This window comes from Nocardia sp. NPDC058499 (assembly GCF_042719915.1).
Taxonomy (GTDB): Bacteria; Actinomycetota; Actinomycetes; order Mycobacteriales; family Mycobacteriaceae; genus Nocardia.
The window spans coordinates 665,533-680,219 of record NZ_JBHXMZ010000002.1 but is presented as its reverse complement, the minus strand read 5'-3'; the positions used below and the strand labels follow the sequence as shown (position 1 = coordinate 680,219).

General features: G+C 67.5%; 13 protein-coding genes. 7 read left to right on the top strand and 6 right to left on the bottom strand.

The window, feature by feature from the left end; translation table 11 throughout:
• Positions 1 to 234: 234 nt before the first annotated feature.
• The 6 genes from manA to ACFWPH_RS08215 all read right to left on the bottom strand — a co-directional run bounded on the left by manA (position 235) and on the right by ACFWPH_RS08215 (position 6,802).
• The gene (gene manA / locus ACFWPH_RS08240) at positions 235 to 1,443 is read right to left on the bottom strand and encodes a mannose-6-phosphate isomerase, class I (RefSeq protein WP_378748871.1); all 1,209 of its coding nucleotides are present in this window, start codon (positions 1,441 to 1,443) and stop codon (positions 235 to 237) included.
• Complete coding sequence (locus tag ACFWPH_RS08235; RefSeq protein WP_378748870.1) at positions 1,443 to 2,642, bottom strand: tobH protein; 1,200 nt, start codon at positions 2,640 to 2,642, stop codon at positions 1,443 to 1,445. Before ACFWPH_RS08235 ends, manA begins: the two co-directional genes overlap by 1 nt.
• A gap of 117 nt (positions 2,643 to 2,759) precedes the next feature.
• A complete protein-coding gene (locus tag ACFWPH_RS08230) occupies positions 2,760 to 4,136 on the bottom strand; it encodes a phosphomannomutase/phosphoglucomutase (protein WP_378748869.1) in 1,377 nt (458 codons plus the stop codon).
• 494 nt (positions 4,137 to 4,630) lie between these two features.
• Entirely contained in the window at positions 4,631 to 5,005 is a 375-nt protein-coding gene (locus ACFWPH_RS08225) for a DUF3499 domain-containing protein (protein WP_081595732.1), read from the bottom strand.
• A 999-nt stretch (positions 5,006 to 6,004) separates the two neighbouring features.
• Positions 6,005 to 6,484: a metallopeptidase family protein gene (locus ACFWPH_RS08220; protein WP_168433861.1), complete on the bottom strand. Its 480-nt coding sequence runs from the start codon at positions 6,482 to 6,484 to the stop codon at positions 6,005 to 6,007.
• Positions 6,485 to 6,568: 84 nt separating this feature from the next.
• Positions 6,569 to 6,802, bottom strand: coding sequence for a WhiB family transcriptional regulator (locus ACFWPH_RS08215; protein WP_033243613.1), 234 nt, complete (start codon positions 6,800 to 6,802; stop codon positions 6,569 to 6,571).
• 512 nt (positions 6,803 to 7,314) lie between these two features.
• Between ACFWPH_RS08215 and cofD the strand changes: the two genes are divergently transcribed.
• The 7 genes from cofD (at position 7,315) to ACFWPH_RS08180 (ending at position 14,671) form a co-directional block, all read left to right on the top strand.
• Positions 7,315 to 8,313 carry a 2-phospho-L-lactate transferase gene (gene cofD, locus ACFWPH_RS08210; protein ID WP_378748868.1) on the top strand — a complete coding sequence of 333 codons (999 nt, stop codon included), beginning with the start codon at positions 7,315 to 7,317 and terminating at the stop codon, positions 8,311 to 8,313.
• Positions 8,310 to 9,677, top strand: a complete 1,368-nt coding sequence (locus ACFWPH_RS08205; protein ID WP_378748867.1) for a coenzyme F420-0:L-glutamate ligase — start codon at positions 8,310 to 8,312, stop codon at positions 9,675 to 9,677. Before cofD ends, ACFWPH_RS08205 begins: the two co-directional genes overlap by 4 nt.
• Entirely contained in the window at positions 9,674 to 10,195 is a 522-nt protein-coding gene (locus ACFWPH_RS08200) for an NUDIX hydrolase (RefSeq protein WP_378748866.1), read from the top strand. Before ACFWPH_RS08205 ends, ACFWPH_RS08200 begins: the two co-directional genes overlap by 4 nt.
• 94 nt (positions 10,196 to 10,289) lie before the next feature.
• On the top strand, positions 10,290 to 10,925 hold the full coding sequence (locus ACFWPH_RS08195; RefSeq protein ID WP_378748865.1) for a TetR/AcrR family transcriptional regulator: 636 nt from the start codon (positions 10,290 to 10,292) through the stop codon (positions 10,923 to 10,925).
• A 317-nt stretch (positions 10,926 to 11,242) separates the two neighbouring features.
• A complete protein-coding gene (locus tag ACFWPH_RS08190; protein ID WP_378749455.1) occupies positions 11,243 to 12,310 on the top strand; it encodes an alkane 1-monooxygenase in 1,068 nt (355 codons plus the stop codon).
• Positions 12,311 to 12,438: 128 nt separating this feature from the next.
• Positions 12,439 to 13,920: an adenosylhomocysteinase gene (gene ahcY / locus ACFWPH_RS08185; protein ID WP_378748864.1), complete on the top strand. Its 1,482-nt coding sequence runs from the start codon at positions 12,439 to 12,441 to the stop codon at positions 13,918 to 13,920.
• A gap of 79 nt (positions 13,921 to 13,999) precedes the next feature.
• Positions 14,000 to 14,671, top strand: coding sequence for a dTMP kinase (locus tag ACFWPH_RS08180; RefSeq protein ID WP_378748863.1), 672 nt, complete (start codon positions 14,000 to 14,002; stop codon positions 14,669 to 14,671).
• Positions 14,672 to 14,687 lie beyond the last annotated feature (16 nt).

Sequence of the window (14,687 nt, the reverse complement as noted above, 5' to 3'; positions counted from 1 at the left end):
TTTTTTGTGTTTTTTTTTTTCCTCTGTTGGTCTGGTGGTTCTCCGCCGGGGGGTGTGGTGCCCCCCCCCCCGACGCGGCCTCAACCCTATAAGGGCCTCGCTGAACTCGGCACGGGGTGGTGAATATTTCGGGAAGTTTGGTGCGGTAGGCGTGGGCTGGGCACGAGCGTATGACATCGCGGACCTGCTCTTCGGCGGCGGTATACGCCGACGGGGTCCGGCCGTGCCCGCGTCTCATCCCACGCAGGCGCAGAAAAGGGTGGCCGGGCCGTCGGCGGCTCGGGCGCGAATATCGGTATCAGTGGCCGAGATCCACGCCGCGGTACCGCGGTCGAGCCGGACCTCGGAGTTACCGTCGAGCAGATGTGCCGAACCGGCGGTGCACAGGACGATGCCGGGGCCGGCGTCGGTGAGCGGAACCAGCGCCGCGCCCTCGGTGATATCGAAGCGGCGCAACGCGAATTCGGGGGCGGGGGCGCGGTAGCGCACCGAACCGTCACCGGCCGGTTCCGGTAGTACCAGGGGCAGATCGATGGGTTCGAAATCCAGGACCTTCAGCAACTCCGGCACATCGACGTGTTTCGGGGTGAGTCCACCGCGCAGCACATTGTCCGAGTTCGCCATGATCTCGACCGCGACGCCGCGCAGATAGGCGTGCAGATTACCGGCGGCGAGGAACAAACCCTGCCCGGGTTGCAAGGTGATCCGGTTCAGCAACAGCGAAGCCAGCACACCGGCATCACCCGGATAGCTTTCGGCGAGTTCGAGGGTCGTCTGGGCGACCGGTGCGAATTCGCGCTCCGCATTGGTCAGATAGCGCACGCAACCGTCCAGAACGGCGGGCAGCAGCGAGTCCAGCACCGTGTTCGGCAGCGTTATCCAGCTGGTGAACAGGGTGCGCAGGCCATCGGAATCGGGTTGTGCGGCGAGCAGATCGGCGTACTGCCCGAGCTCGGGAACGCCCAGGGCACGGAACAGTTCCACCGTGCGCAGCGGATCCCGGAAACCGGCCAGGGCCTCGAAACGTTCCAGTGCCACGACGAGTTCGGGTTTGTGGCTGTCGTCGCGATAGTTGCGCATGGGCGAATCCAGCGGCACCCCATTACGGTTCTCCCGGGCGAAACCGGCCGCGGCCTGCTGCGCGCTCGGATGCGCCTGCAGCGACAACGGTTCCTCGGCGGCCAGGATCTTCAGCAGGAACGGCAACCGGCCGTCGAAACGGGTCGCGGCGGCGCCGAGTTCCCGGCCGGGCTCGGCCGAGACCACCTCGAGCAGCGAACGTTTACCGCGCTCGGTCCGGATATAGGCGGGGTCGGCGGGGTGGGCGCCGAACCACAGTTCGGCCTCCGGATGCGCGGAAGGGACAGGGCGGCCGCAGAGTTCGGCGAGCGCGGTGCGTGAACCCCAGGCGTACGAGCGCAACGCACCTACGAGTTCGTGCACTAGTACGGTCCCCCGTCGTACCTGTCCGGATCGCCGCCCGCGACCGCCCGGCCGCCGATGAGCCGCAGGTAGGCGGCCGTCATCTCCCAGCGCAGCGCCAGCACCGCGAGGCGTTCCAGCTCCGCGCCGGCATGAGTGGGCGGCTCCGGGGCCGGATCGCCCGATTCGGCGCGGGACGGGTCCGCCGGGACCGTCTCGATATCGGCCGTGACCAGGTCGGCGTCGACCGTTCCACCGCCGGCGCCCCCGAACAGTGCGAGTTTGCGACGCGCGGCCGGGCTATCGGTATCGGTGCTGCACAGGAAGATCCGCTTCTTCTCGACCGGCGGCGGGCCGTCGAGCTGCTCGTCGTGGAACAGCGGATCGTAATCCGGGGCGGCCGCGGTGGCCGCATCCACCAGCTGGGGGAGCGCGGCCACGGCAACGGACAGATCCACGGCGGTGGCGGTACGGCCCGCGGACTGCAGCAGAACCTCCGCGGCATGGGTCGCGAGTTCGGTGGTCGCGGGGCTGTCGCCGGCCAGGATCAGGCCGCGCTGCTGGGTGCGGGCGGCGAGGTTCTTGGCGGGGTTGTGGAACACCTCGTGCTGAGGCCCGTCGCGCAGCGCCTCGGTATCGAGCACATCGGCGAGATCGGTGAGGTCGGGCAGGTCACCGGCCGACCGGGCGGGAGCGATCGCTCGCAGGACCGCGATACCGGTCGCGAGGTAGCGCAGCAGCCGGTTGGCGTCGAGCACCGGTACCCGCGGTTCCAGCACGGCGGCACGTCCGGCCGCAGCGGCCCGCAGCGGCCCTTCGTTCGGTGCCGCCACGACCACCTCGGCGCCCCGGCGCACCGCCCGGTCCACCGCATCGATCAGCCGGGGGTCCCCGGCATCGTCACCGCTGACCAGTACGACATCCAAAGGCCCGGCCCAGGAAGGCACGGTGCTCACCGGAACCAGCGGCAATCCGGCCCGGTCACCGAGCGCGGCCGCCAGCAGCCCCGCCGCCCGCCCGGCCCGGCCGGCGCCGGAAACCAGCAGCAGGCTGCGTGGCTGCAGGCCGGCCAGCCCCGCGAGGGCATTCTCGGCCACGGCTGCGGCGGTGGCCCGTACCTGGGCGCCACCGGATGCGGCCGAACGGAGGGCGCCGCCGGTATCGGCGGCCTCGAGCATTGCGGCATCGTCCAGATCGAGTACCGGGGTATCAGCGATCATCGGGCGTGGCACCTCCCCTCATCGCGCTGTTTTCGGTCTCGGCCGCCGCCACCGCCCGGATCGTGGATACCGGGCCTGGAACGGGCGAATCCACGGTGTGTATTTCCACTATTCCAGTCAGGCGCGGACGATGCGCAGAATCTCGGTCACGAGTGCATCTACTTCCTCCGGACAGCGCGCTTCGACGTTGAGCCGCAGTAGCGGTTCGGTATTGGAGGCGCGCAGGTTGAACCAGGCGTCCTCGGGGAGTTGCACCGTCACGCCGTCGAGGCGGTCCACCGCCACCGCCCGGCCGGCGAACGCGTCGAGCACCGCGCCGGTCCGTTCGGCGGCGTCGGCGACGGTCGAGTTGATCTCACCCGAGGCGGCGTACCCCGTGTAGGAGGCCATCAGATCCGAAACGGGACGTTTGTCCTCACCGAGAGCGGCCAGCACATGCAGCGCGGCCAGCATGCCGGAATCGGCGCCCCAGAAATCGCGGAAGTAGTAGTGCGCGGAATGCTCTCCGCCGAAAACCGCCCCCGTACTCGCCATGAGCTGTTTGATGAACGAATGCCCGACCCGCGATCGCACCGGGGTGCCGCCCAGCTCGGTCACCAGCTCCGGCACCGACCGCGACGTGATCAAGTTGTGGATGATCGTGGCACCGGGCTCCTCGGCGAGTTCGCGCTCGGCGACCAGCGCGGTGATCGCGGAGGGCGACACCGGATCGCCCTGTTCGTCGACGACGAAACAGCGGTCGGCGTCACCGTCGAACGCCAGCCCGATATCGGCGCCCGATTCCCGGACCAGTTTCTGCAGATCCACCAGGTTCGCCGGGTCCAGCGGGTTGGCCTCGTGGTTGGGGAACGATCCGTCCAGTTCGAAGTACAGCGGCACGATCGTCACCTGCGGCAGGGCGCCGAGAACCGCGGGAACGGTATGCCCGCCCATCCCGTTACCGGCGTCCACCGCGACGGTCAGCGGCCGGATACCGTCCAGCTTCACCAGATCACGCAGGAACACCGCATAATCGCTGAGCAGATCGGTTTCCGTGGTGGTACCCGGTGTGCCGTCGTAGCCGGGCACACCGGTGACGAGTTCCTCGGCGATGGTGGCGAGACCGGTGTCCTGACCGACCGGCAGCGCCCGCGCCCGGCACAATTTGATGCCGTTGTAGCGGGCCGGGTTGTGGCTGGCGGTGAACATGGCGCCCGGGCAGTCGAGTGTGCCCGAGGCGAAATACAGCTGGTCGGTGGACGCCAGGCCGATCCGCACCACGTCCAGCCCCTGGGCCAGTACGCCCGCGGCGAACGCATCCACCAGCTCCGGCGACGAGGCGCGCATATCGTGACCGATCACAATGCGCTGCGCGCCTTCGGCCCGCATGAGCCGAGCGAACGCGGAGCCGGTGTCCCGGACGAAATCGGCATCGAGTTGTTCCCCGACGACGCCGCGGATGTCGTAGGCCTTGATCACCGCGTTCACGGACTCGGCAGGGCGGGCGACTGTCATGGGGACCACCCTAGTAGGTGCCACTTCAGCGCTGTATTCATGGCAGCGCCTCCGGCCCCACCCGCTCTCGATCCGAGGACAGTCCCCGGCCTGCCCGAGCTGACCAGTCCGGCCGAGATCCGTTCCCGGAGCCGGGCCGCACGCCTCGGCGCCGCCGCCGGTCGCCTCCAGCCGTTCGCAACTCCTGCCGGCCGAGTAATGATGTTGATCAGTGCCGCCGCCGGTGGAGCCGGTTCGGAGAACGGTGGTTTCGCTGCTGCGCCGGCGACCTCGCGGACCGACTTGCGCCGGTTCGACCAGGTGGCGGGAGAATTACGCAGGTGTCCTACGGAACACGGCGCTGCCGCCGCGCAGGTCCAGTCCAGGATTCATGGGAACGTCGAACGGCTCGACAGTACTTCGGCGCCCTCGCCGGGAGGTCGATGTGACCTGCTGGGTGATAGAGGCACAGCCGAACCGGCAGTCGGGTGCGGCAGGAATTCGGCCCGCCGGGATCAGCTGGGTGGGTCGGGAAGGACCCGGAGATGTCCACGGCGTCCCGTACGGGTCGGGCGCGGGGGAGGTGTGTGCTCGCGGTAGCCGCGCTGCTCCGGTTCGGGCGGACGGCGGCGTAGGCCGGCTTCGCGGACGGCCTCGGCCAGCGCCGTGAGGTCGTCGTCATCGGGGCTGGTGGCGAAACCGCCTTCGTGCCGGACCATATCCCAGCCCTTGGGGGCGGTGATCCGGGAGGCATGTGTTCCGCAGAGGTCCCAGGAATGGGGTTCGGCCACCGTCGCCAGCGGACCCACCACCGCGGTGGAATCCGAATAAACATAGGTCAGCGTCGCGACGGCCGGATTCTTGCAGCCGGGTCGGCAGCAACGACGCATGGAGATCACGTCGATGAGAGTAACCCGCAACACGGACACAGGTGGGGCAGACACGCTGTGACTTCGGCGTCGCCTCCGGTGGCCGCGGGATCGGAGCGCTGTCGGCCCTGGTCTCGGGGCGAACTGGTTGTGAAGAAGGGGTGGGGTGTGATTTCGAAGCGCACTGCGGCGTTGGGATGGGGTGGGGTGTAGTTGGCGTGCTGTTGGGAGGGCCCTCGGTGGAGTCGCCCGGGTGTGGTTCGGAGGGCACCGCGTCGCGGGGGCGGGGCCCTGTTGACCTGTTTCCGGGGTGGACCGTTCGTGAAGGGGCAGGGCTGTGATTCGGAGTGCACCGCGGCGTGGGGTGGGGGACCGTGCTGTTGGGGTAGACCGTTCGTGAAGGGCGGGGGTGCCGATTTCGGAGCGCATTGCGGCGTGGAGGTGGGGCGGTTGGTGTGCTGTTGGGTGGGCCATCGGTGGAGAGGAGGGGTGTGCTTTGGAGCGCACTGCGGCGCGGCGGTGGGGTCTGGTTGGAATGCTGGTGGGTGGACCTTCGATGGAGGTGGTGTGTTCTGGAGTCCACCGCGGCGCGGGTGGGTGTGATTTCGAAGTGCATCGCGGGGCGCCCTGGGTGGGTGTGATGTGGAACTGCACTGCGGGGCGCGGGGCGCGGGGCGCGTGTGGCTACGGTGCTGTCGGGGTCGACCGTCCGTGAAGGGGCGGGCTGTGATTTTGGAGACGCTCCGCGTCTCGAGGGTGGGGCCCTTATAGGCCCGGTTCTTCACTCCTGCGCTCCTCCGCTTCGCTCCCCCGCTCCGTCGCTCCAGAACCGGGCGGGCCCCACCCCGTGGTCCAGGGGTGGGCAGATAACTTGGGGCAATTGCTGTGCGGGCGGTCGGGGCGAGATTGTCCTGTGATCGTGGTGCCCGACGTTCAGGCCGGGGTCTCGGTTCGCTGGTTCCGCGTCTGGCGGGTGTATTCGAGGTTGTAGAACTTTGTGGCGTGGCAGAGCGACGACGGCTATTCCGGTTCGGGGTCGATGACGTCCGGGTCGACGCCGAGGTAGGTGGCGATCTGCTGGACCAGTACTTCGCGCAGCAGGTCCACCAGATCCTCCGGGTCGCCCGCGCGTAATTCGAGGGGTTTGCGGAACAGGACGACGCGTGCGCGGATGGGGGTGCCGTGCCGGTCGACGCCGGCCGGGATGAGCCGCGACAGCGGGACCGGGCCGTCGGCGACCACCTCGTCCGGCCAGGTGACCGAATCCGGGTGCAGCGGGCGTATTTTCGGGACATCGTCGACGGCGATATCCAGTTTGGTGAGCCGGTCGTGCCAGCGGGTGTCCAGTGGCGCGAACGCCTCGAGTACCAGGCGATCGAATTTCTGGCCGCGGGTGCGCCAGGCCGGGACCGTGGGAGGAAGCATGGGTCCGCGCACGCCGCGACCGCGGCGGCTCACCGACCGGGCGGTCGGGGGTCTGCGATTGCGGGATCGTGCCATGACTCGAACGTTAGTCACCGATCGCCGACCGCGACGGCCCGCCCCGGCTACCTGCTCCGGGGCGCACCGACGCGAGCGGTGTCGTCAGCCGATACCGCGCTTGAGGCGCCGGCGCTCCCGCTCCGACAGGCCGCCCCAGATTCCGAACCGTTCATCGTGTGCGAGCGCGTATTCCAGGCATTCGTCGCGAACCTCGCATCCCATGCAGATGCGTTTGGCTTCGCGTGTGGAGCCGCCCTTCTCAGGGAAGAACGCTTCCGGATCGGTTTCCGCGCACAATGCGCGTTCCTGCCACTGTTCCTCGATGGAGTCGAACATCTCGTCGAAACCGGTCACGATAAGGCTGAGCCGGGGCGTCGATTCTCGCTCACTCCGATCGCGATCGGTCCAGCCGTTGTCAGCAGCGACGCCTCGTGCTGCGCCTGCTGTGGAATCGGTTCGCGATACACCCACCGGAATGCCGGCCGGGGCCAGTTCTTCGGCCATCGCTCCGCCTCCTCACTGTGTGTTAGCGCAGAATGATTTCTTTCCGTCGATCCACACGCATATCGACGGCCTAACTCCGCGATGTTGTCTCGCGGACTTCCCCGAGCCCGTCATTCCAATTCGAACATCTGTTCGAGTTTCCGTTCGCGCCTTGAACTTCCAGCGCCATCCGGAATGACATGTCTGTGATTAGACACGCCGCCGGGTGTGATGGTCAAGCCACCGTCACTATTCCGTTACTATCCCGCGCGGCATTCCGAGTCGATCTTGTGACCCGAATAGCAAATGACCGGCAAATATAGCGGAAGACGCACTATTTCCCGAGCCGCATAGGGTGTACAGATGTGACTTCACAACAAGCGGACATCGGGCCCGCCAATGGTCCCCGTATCGTCGTCCTGGTCGGCGGAGTCGGTGGCGCGCGGTTCCTGCTGGGTGTACGGGAGCTGCTGCCCGAAGCGAAGGTTTCGGCCATCGTCAATGTGGGCGATGACGTCTGGATGCACGGGTTGAGAATTTGCCCCGACCTCGATACCTGCATGTATACCCTCGGCGGCGGAATAGACCCCGAGCGCGGCTGGGGCCGGCTGGGGGAAACCTGGCACGCGAAGGAAGAGTTGGCGAAATACCATGCTCAGCCGGACTGGTTCGGGCTGGGGGATCGGGATATCGCCACGCATCTGGTTCGCACCGAAATGTTGCGCGCCGGCTATCCGCTCTCGGCGGTTACCGAGGCGCTGTGTAATCGGTGGCAACCGGGTGTCGAACTCATCCCGGCAACCGACGATCGCTGTGAAACGCATGTTGTTATCAGCGACCCGGAGAGCCCCAGCGAACGCCGCGCGATCCATTTCCAGGAGTGGTGGGTTCGGTACCGGGCCGACGTTCGAACTCATGGATTCGCCACAATCGGGGCCGATGAAGCCAAGCCGGCACCGAATGTGATCGAACTCATAGCCGATGCGGATATCGTATTACTGGCCCCCTCGAACCCTGTTGTGAGCGTGGGCTCCATCCTCTCGGTGCCCGGAATCCGGGGCGCATTGCGCACCACCGCGGCCCCGGTGATCGGCGTATCGCCGGTGATCGATGGGAAGCCGCTGCGCGGTATGGCCGACGAATGCCTGTCGGTGATCGGAGTGGAGACCTCCGCCGAGGCGGTCGGCCGGCACTACGGATCACGTTCGGCCACCGGCATTCTCGACGGCTGGCTGATCCACACCACCGATACCGCCGACGTCCCGGGGGTGCAGGTGCGCAGCGTTCCGCTGTTGATGACCGATCCGCCGGCCACCGCCGAAATGGTGCGTGCGGCTCTCGAGCTGGCAGGAGTGAAACCGTGACCGGTGCCGAGTCTTTCGCCGAGGTAATTGCCGATCATGCCGCCGCGGAATTACGCATTCTCCCGATCACCGGATTACCCGAATTCCGGCCCGGTGACGACCTCGCCGAACATATCGCCACCTGCGCTCCGTGGCTGGCCGACGGCGATGTCCTGGTGGTCACCAGCAAGATCGTCGCCAAGGCGGAGGGGCGGATCGCCGCCGCACCAACCGATCCGGAGGAGCGCGATGCAGCGCGGCGGCGGCTGGTGGAGCAGGAATCGGTGCGGGTCGTGGCCCGCCGCGGTCGCACCCTGATCACCGAGAACCGGCTCGGCATCGTGCAGGCTGCCTCCGGGGTGGACGGGTCCAATGTCGAAAGCGGCGAACTCGTCCTGCTTCCCGCCGACCCCGACGGCAGCGCGAAAGGATTGCGTTCGGCACTGGCGACCCGGCTCGGTGTGAATGTGGCGGTGGTGGTCACCGACACGATGGGTCGCGCCTGGCGCAACGGCCAGACCGATGTCGCGATCGGCTCGGCGGGACTACGTGTACTGCACGACTATTCGGGCACCGTGGACGGCCAGGGCAACGAACTGCAGGTCACCCAGGTCGCGATCGCCGACGAACTCGCCGCGGCCGCCGATCTGGTGAAGGGCAAACTGGGCGCGGTGCCGGTGGCGGTGGTCCGCGGTCTGACGCTCACCGACGACGGTTCCACCGCGACCGACCTCGTTCGTGCGGGAACCGACGATCTGTTCTGGCTCGGGACCGCCGAGGCCCTGCAGCGCGGCCGGGAAGAAGCGGTGCTGCTGCGGCGTTCGGTGCGCAGTTTCACCGCCGACCCGGTGGACCCGGAAAAGATCCGGTCGGCGACCGCGGTCGCGTTGACGGCCCCCGCGCCGCATCACACCCGTCCCGTGCGGTTCGTCTGGGTACGCGACCGGGCCCGCCGTGAGCGGCTGCTCACCGCGATGGCGGAGAAGTGGCGGGCCGATCTCCTGGCCGACGGCCTGGACGCCGAACGGGTCGAGCGCCGGGTGAACCGCGGGCGCATACTTTTCGATGCCCCGGAGGTGATCATCCCGTTCTGCGTGCCCGACGGCGCCCACGACTATCCCGACGATCGCCGCCGCGCCGCGGAACAGACCATGTTCACCGTCGCGGTGGGCGCCGCGGTGCAGGGGATGCTGGTTGCGCTAGCCGCCGAGGGGCTGGGGAGCTGCTGGATCGGTTCGACCATCTTCGCGCCCGAAGTCACCCGCGCGGTCCTGGACCTGGACGACGACTGGAACCCGCTGGGCGCCATCGCCGTCGGCCATCCCACCGAGGAGCTCGCGCCTCGTTCCCCGCGGGATCCGGCGGCGGGGCTGGTGGAACGGTGAGCGCCGAATCGCTGCACATCTCGGCCGTCGAACTGCTGACCGGCTGGAAACCGGGCAGCGGCCCCGAGGCCTCGCTGCGGGAGGCGATATTGGCCTTTCTGGGGTCGGCGCCGCGCGGCTGCCTGCGCGAGCACGCGCCCGGTCATATCACGGCGTCGGCCGTCGTTTTCTCGCACGACGGCCGGGAGGTCCTGCTGACGCTACATCCCCGCGTCGGGCGCTGGATCCAGCTCGGCGGGCACTGCGAGGAGAGCGACGAGACGGTGGCGGCGGCCGCGTTACGCGAGGCCACCGAGGAATCCGGTATCGACGGATTGGGTCTCGAACCGGAACTCTATGCGGCCCAGGCGCATCCGATAACCTGCTCCCTCGGGGTGCCGACGCGGCATCTGGATCTGCTGTTCCGGATCACCGCCCCGGCCGGTGCGGTGCCGGTGCGCAGCGCGGAATCCACCGATCTGCGGTGGTGGCCGGTGGATGCCCTGCCGCCGGACGCCGACGTCGTGCTCTTGCCGTGATCCGAGCGTTCTGCGCGGGCCCGGCACGGCGGTAATCGATCGAACGAACTTGAAACTTTGACTCGAACAGGTCGTTCGTGCCAGTGTCGCTGCCATGCCGAGCACCGGATCCCGGAATTTCATCCAGGGGTCTGCGCGTGAGTTGCTGCGCACAGCCATCCTGGACGCGATGCGTGACCTTCTCGGGCGACGGGACTGGTCCAAGATCACCCTCACCGAGGTGGCGGCCGGCGCCGGGGTCAGCCGGCAGACCCTCTACAACGAATTCGGTTCGCGCCAGGGTCTGGCCGAGGCCTATGCCATCCGCTTGGCCGACGATCTCGTCGACCATGTGGAGTCGGCGCTCGCCGCCAACATCGGTGACGCCGACGCCTCCATCCGCGACGGCATCGCAAGCTATTTCCGCGACGCCGCCCAGGATCCGCTGGTGCAATCGCTGGTGCTCGGCGAGGTCAAACTCGACCTGCTGCGCCTCATCACCCTCGACGCAGGTCCGCTGATCGAGCACGCCACCGAGCGGCTGATCGGTGTTATGCAGCGTAGCTGGGTGGCCTTCACCAGGGGCCAGGCCGAGACCTTCGCCCATGCCCTGGTGCGGCTGGCGATCAGCTATATCCCCACCCCACCCGGGCCGGAACACGACGTACCGGCCGAACTCGGCAGCGTCTTCGGCCCCTATGTGGCCGCGGTGCTCGCCGGGCGGCCGGTAGCGGAAGTCCCCGCGCGGTGAGCCGGGCCGTGAGATACCAGAAGAAGTCGCCGCGACCCGCGGGTTCACCTGTTTCCGGCCGGGTTCGCCGCCGGCCGCCCATCGGGTACGGCGGCAGGGCACGGTTCCGGCGTGTAACGGTCACCACGTTTGGGTCGAACAACGACGCAATGGAGACACCGCGTCTGCGAATATGTAGGCCGCTGCAAGTTCGGTTTTTCAATAGCGGGGCAAACGTGCAATTGGTTGGCAAGTCGGCCGGGTCGGCCGATCCCAAACGCCATCTGTGGATCCTCGGCCTGATCGCTCCGGCCACCGCACTGCTGCCCTCCCAGCTGGTGCTGCACACCGGCCTCGAGGTGTTCTGGTGGACCGGGCCGATCATGGTCCTGGTACTCATCCCGTTGCTCGACCTGCTGGTCGGCGACGACGGTTCCAACCCCCGCGACGAAGACTACGAAACCCTCTCCAACGACCGCTACTACCGGTGGTGCACCTACCTCTTCCTGCCCATTCAGCTGGTCGGCCTCGCCCTGGCCGGGTACCTGTGGTCCGGTAGCGAACTCGATATCGTCGACAAGATAGGTCTGGCCGTCACCCTCGGACTGGTGTCCGGGATCGGTATCAATGCCGCCCACGAACTCGGCCACCGGGTCGAACGCCTGGAACGGTGGCTGGCCAAGATCGCCCTGGCGCAATCCGGGTACGGCCACTTCTTCGTCGAACACAACCGCGGCCACCACGCCCGGGTCGCGACCCCCGAGGACCCCGCAAGTGCCCGGTTCGGCGAGAGTCTGTGGGAATTCCTGCCGCGCAGTGTGGCCGGGGGATTCCGCTCCGCGCTACGGCTGGAGCGCGACCGGTTGCGCCGGACGGGGTCCGGCTGGTGGAGCCCGCGCAACCACATCCTGCAGGCGTGGGCGATGACGGGAGTGCTCTTCGGGGGCCTGATGCTGGTTTTCGGCTGGCAGATCCTGCCCTACCTGCTGCTGCAGGCGGTGCTGGGTGCGGGCCTGCTGGAAACCGTCAACTACATCGAGCACTACGGGTTGCTCCGGGAGCGCCGCCCCAACGGGCGGTACCGGCGCTGCACGGCGCGCGACAGCTGGAACAGCGATCGGCTCGTCACCAATATCTTCCTGTTCCATCTCCAGCGGCACAGCGACCACCACGCCAACCCCGGCCGGCGCTACCAGACGCTGCGCAGTTCCGACGAGGCCCCGCAGCTTCCCGCCGGATACGCGGCCATGGTGGTTCTTGCGATGATCCCGCCGCTGTGGCGCCGGGTGATGGACAAACGGGTGCTCGCGCACTACGACGGCGACCTCACCCGGATCAATCTCGCGCCCCGCAAACGGCCGGCCGCGGCTGCGGTTTCCCCCGGCCCCGGCATGGTCACCGGCTGAGGCCCACGGGTGTGCCGCACGGCCGCGCGCCCGGTACCGGCACCAACCGATCCAGCCGGACCGCGGCCGCGCCGAACCGGCTAGCCTTGCGATCGAGACCGATACCGAGAGAAGGCTGATCCACGCTGATGACGACCTCCGAATTGCCTCGCACATCGCTGAGCACCGATAGCCGCAACGGCGTCGAATACAAGGTCGCGGATCTGTCGCTGGCCGATTTCGGCCGCAAGGAGATCCGGCTGGCCGAACACGAGATGCCCGGGCTGATGGCCCTGCGCCGCGAATACGCCGATGTCGCGCCGCTGAAAGGCGCCCGCATCTCCGGCTCGTTGCATATGACTGTGCAGACCGCCGTGCTGATCGAAACCCTCACCGCACTGGGCGCCGAGGTCCGGTGGGCCTCCTGCAATATCTTCTCCACCCAGGATCACGCCGCGGCGGCCGTGGTGGTCGGTCCGCACGGCACCGTCGAGGAGCCGCAGGGCACTCCGGTGTTCGCCTGGAAGGGCGAAACGCTGGAGGAGTACTGGTGGGCGGCCGAACAGATGCTCACCTGGCCGGGTGAACCGGCCAATATGATCCTCGACGACGGCGGCGACGCCACCATGCTGGTGCTGCGTGGGGCGCAGTTCGAGAAGGCGGGTGTGGTGCCGCCGGCCGACGAGGAGCATTCCGCGGAGTACACGGTCTTCCTGAACCTGCTGCGCGAGCGGTTCGAGACCGATAAGGGCAAGTGGTCCGCCATCGCCGAGAGCGTCAAGGGCGTCACCGAGGAAACCACCACCGGTGTGCTGCGCCTGTACCAGTTCGCCGCCGCCGGTGAACTGTCCTTCCCGGCGATCAATGTCAACGACTCGGTCACCAAATCCAAGTTCGACAACAAGTACGGCACCCGGCATTCGCTGATCGACGGCATCAACCGCGGCACCGATGTCCTCATCGGCGGTAAGAAGGTGCTGATCTGTGGCTACGGCGATGTCGGCAAGGGATGCGCGGAATCGCTGGCCGGGCAGGGCGCTCGGGTCCAGGTCACCGAGATCGACCCGATCAACGCCCTGCAGGGGCTGATGGACGGCTTCGACGTGGTGACGGTGGAACAGGCCATCGGTGAGGCCGATATCGTCATCACCTCGACCGGTAACAAAGACATCATCACCCTCGACCATATGCGGGCGATGAAGGACCAGGCCATTCTCGGAAATATCGGCCATTTCGACAACGAAATCGATATGGCCGGCCTGGAACGGTCCGGCGCGACGAGGTTGAATATCAAACCTCAGGTCGATCTGTGGACGTTCGGTGATTCCGGTAAGTCCATCATCGTGCTGTCCGAGGGGCGGCTGCTCAATCTGGGCAACGCCACCGGCCACCCGTCGTTCGTGATGAGCAACAGCTTCTCCAACCAGGTGATCGCGCAGATCGAACTGTGGACCAAACCGGAGGAGTACGACAACGAGGTCTACCGCCTGCCGAAGGTGCTCGACGAGAAGGTCGCCCGCATCCACGTGGAAGCGCTGGGCGGCACGCTGACCAAGCTCAGCAAGGACCAGGCCGAATACATCAATGTCGATGTCGAAGGCCCGTACAAGCCGGAGCACTACCGCTACTGATCCGGCACCCTTTCCCGGTCTCCACCTGTGCCCGCCTGCCTCGGCAGGCGGGCACAGGCGTCCGAGTACGCTGCTCACCATGGGTGTGCTGGTCTCGGTGGAGGGCCTCGACGGTGCGGGTAAACGGACGCTGATCACCGATCTGGTGGCGGCGCTCGAGCAGCGCGGGCTGCACGTGCAGACCCTGGCCTTCCCGCGCTACGGCCGGTCCGTCCATGCGGATCTGGCCGCCGAGGCGCTGCGTGGCGCGCACGGGGATCTCGCCGCCTCGGTGAACGCCATGGCCACACTGTTCGCGCTGGACCGCGCCGGAGCCGCCGACGAACTGGCGAAACTGCTGGCCGACAACGATTTGGTCGTACTGGACCGCTACGTGGCCTCGAATGCCGCCTACAACGCCGCCCGGCTCGGCCAAAACGCCGACGGGGAAATCGTGCGGTGGGTGGGGGAATTGGAATTCGGCCGGTTCGCCCTGCCGGTACCGCAGGTGCAGTTGCTGCTGGACGTACCGGTCGAGGTCGCGGCCGAACGCGCCCGCCGGCGCGGTGAACTCGACGCAACGCGGGAGCTGGACGCCTACGAACGCGACGGTGGATTACAGGAACGCACCGCCGCGGTGTACCGTGATCTCGCTCGGCGCGATTGGTACGGAACCTGGTGGGTTTTCCGGCCCGGCGAACAAGGTCCCCGCCCACGCTCCGGCGAAATGAATGCATTGGCCGCGCGGCTCGCCGCATTGCCAGCGAATTAGTGTTGGATATCCGGCG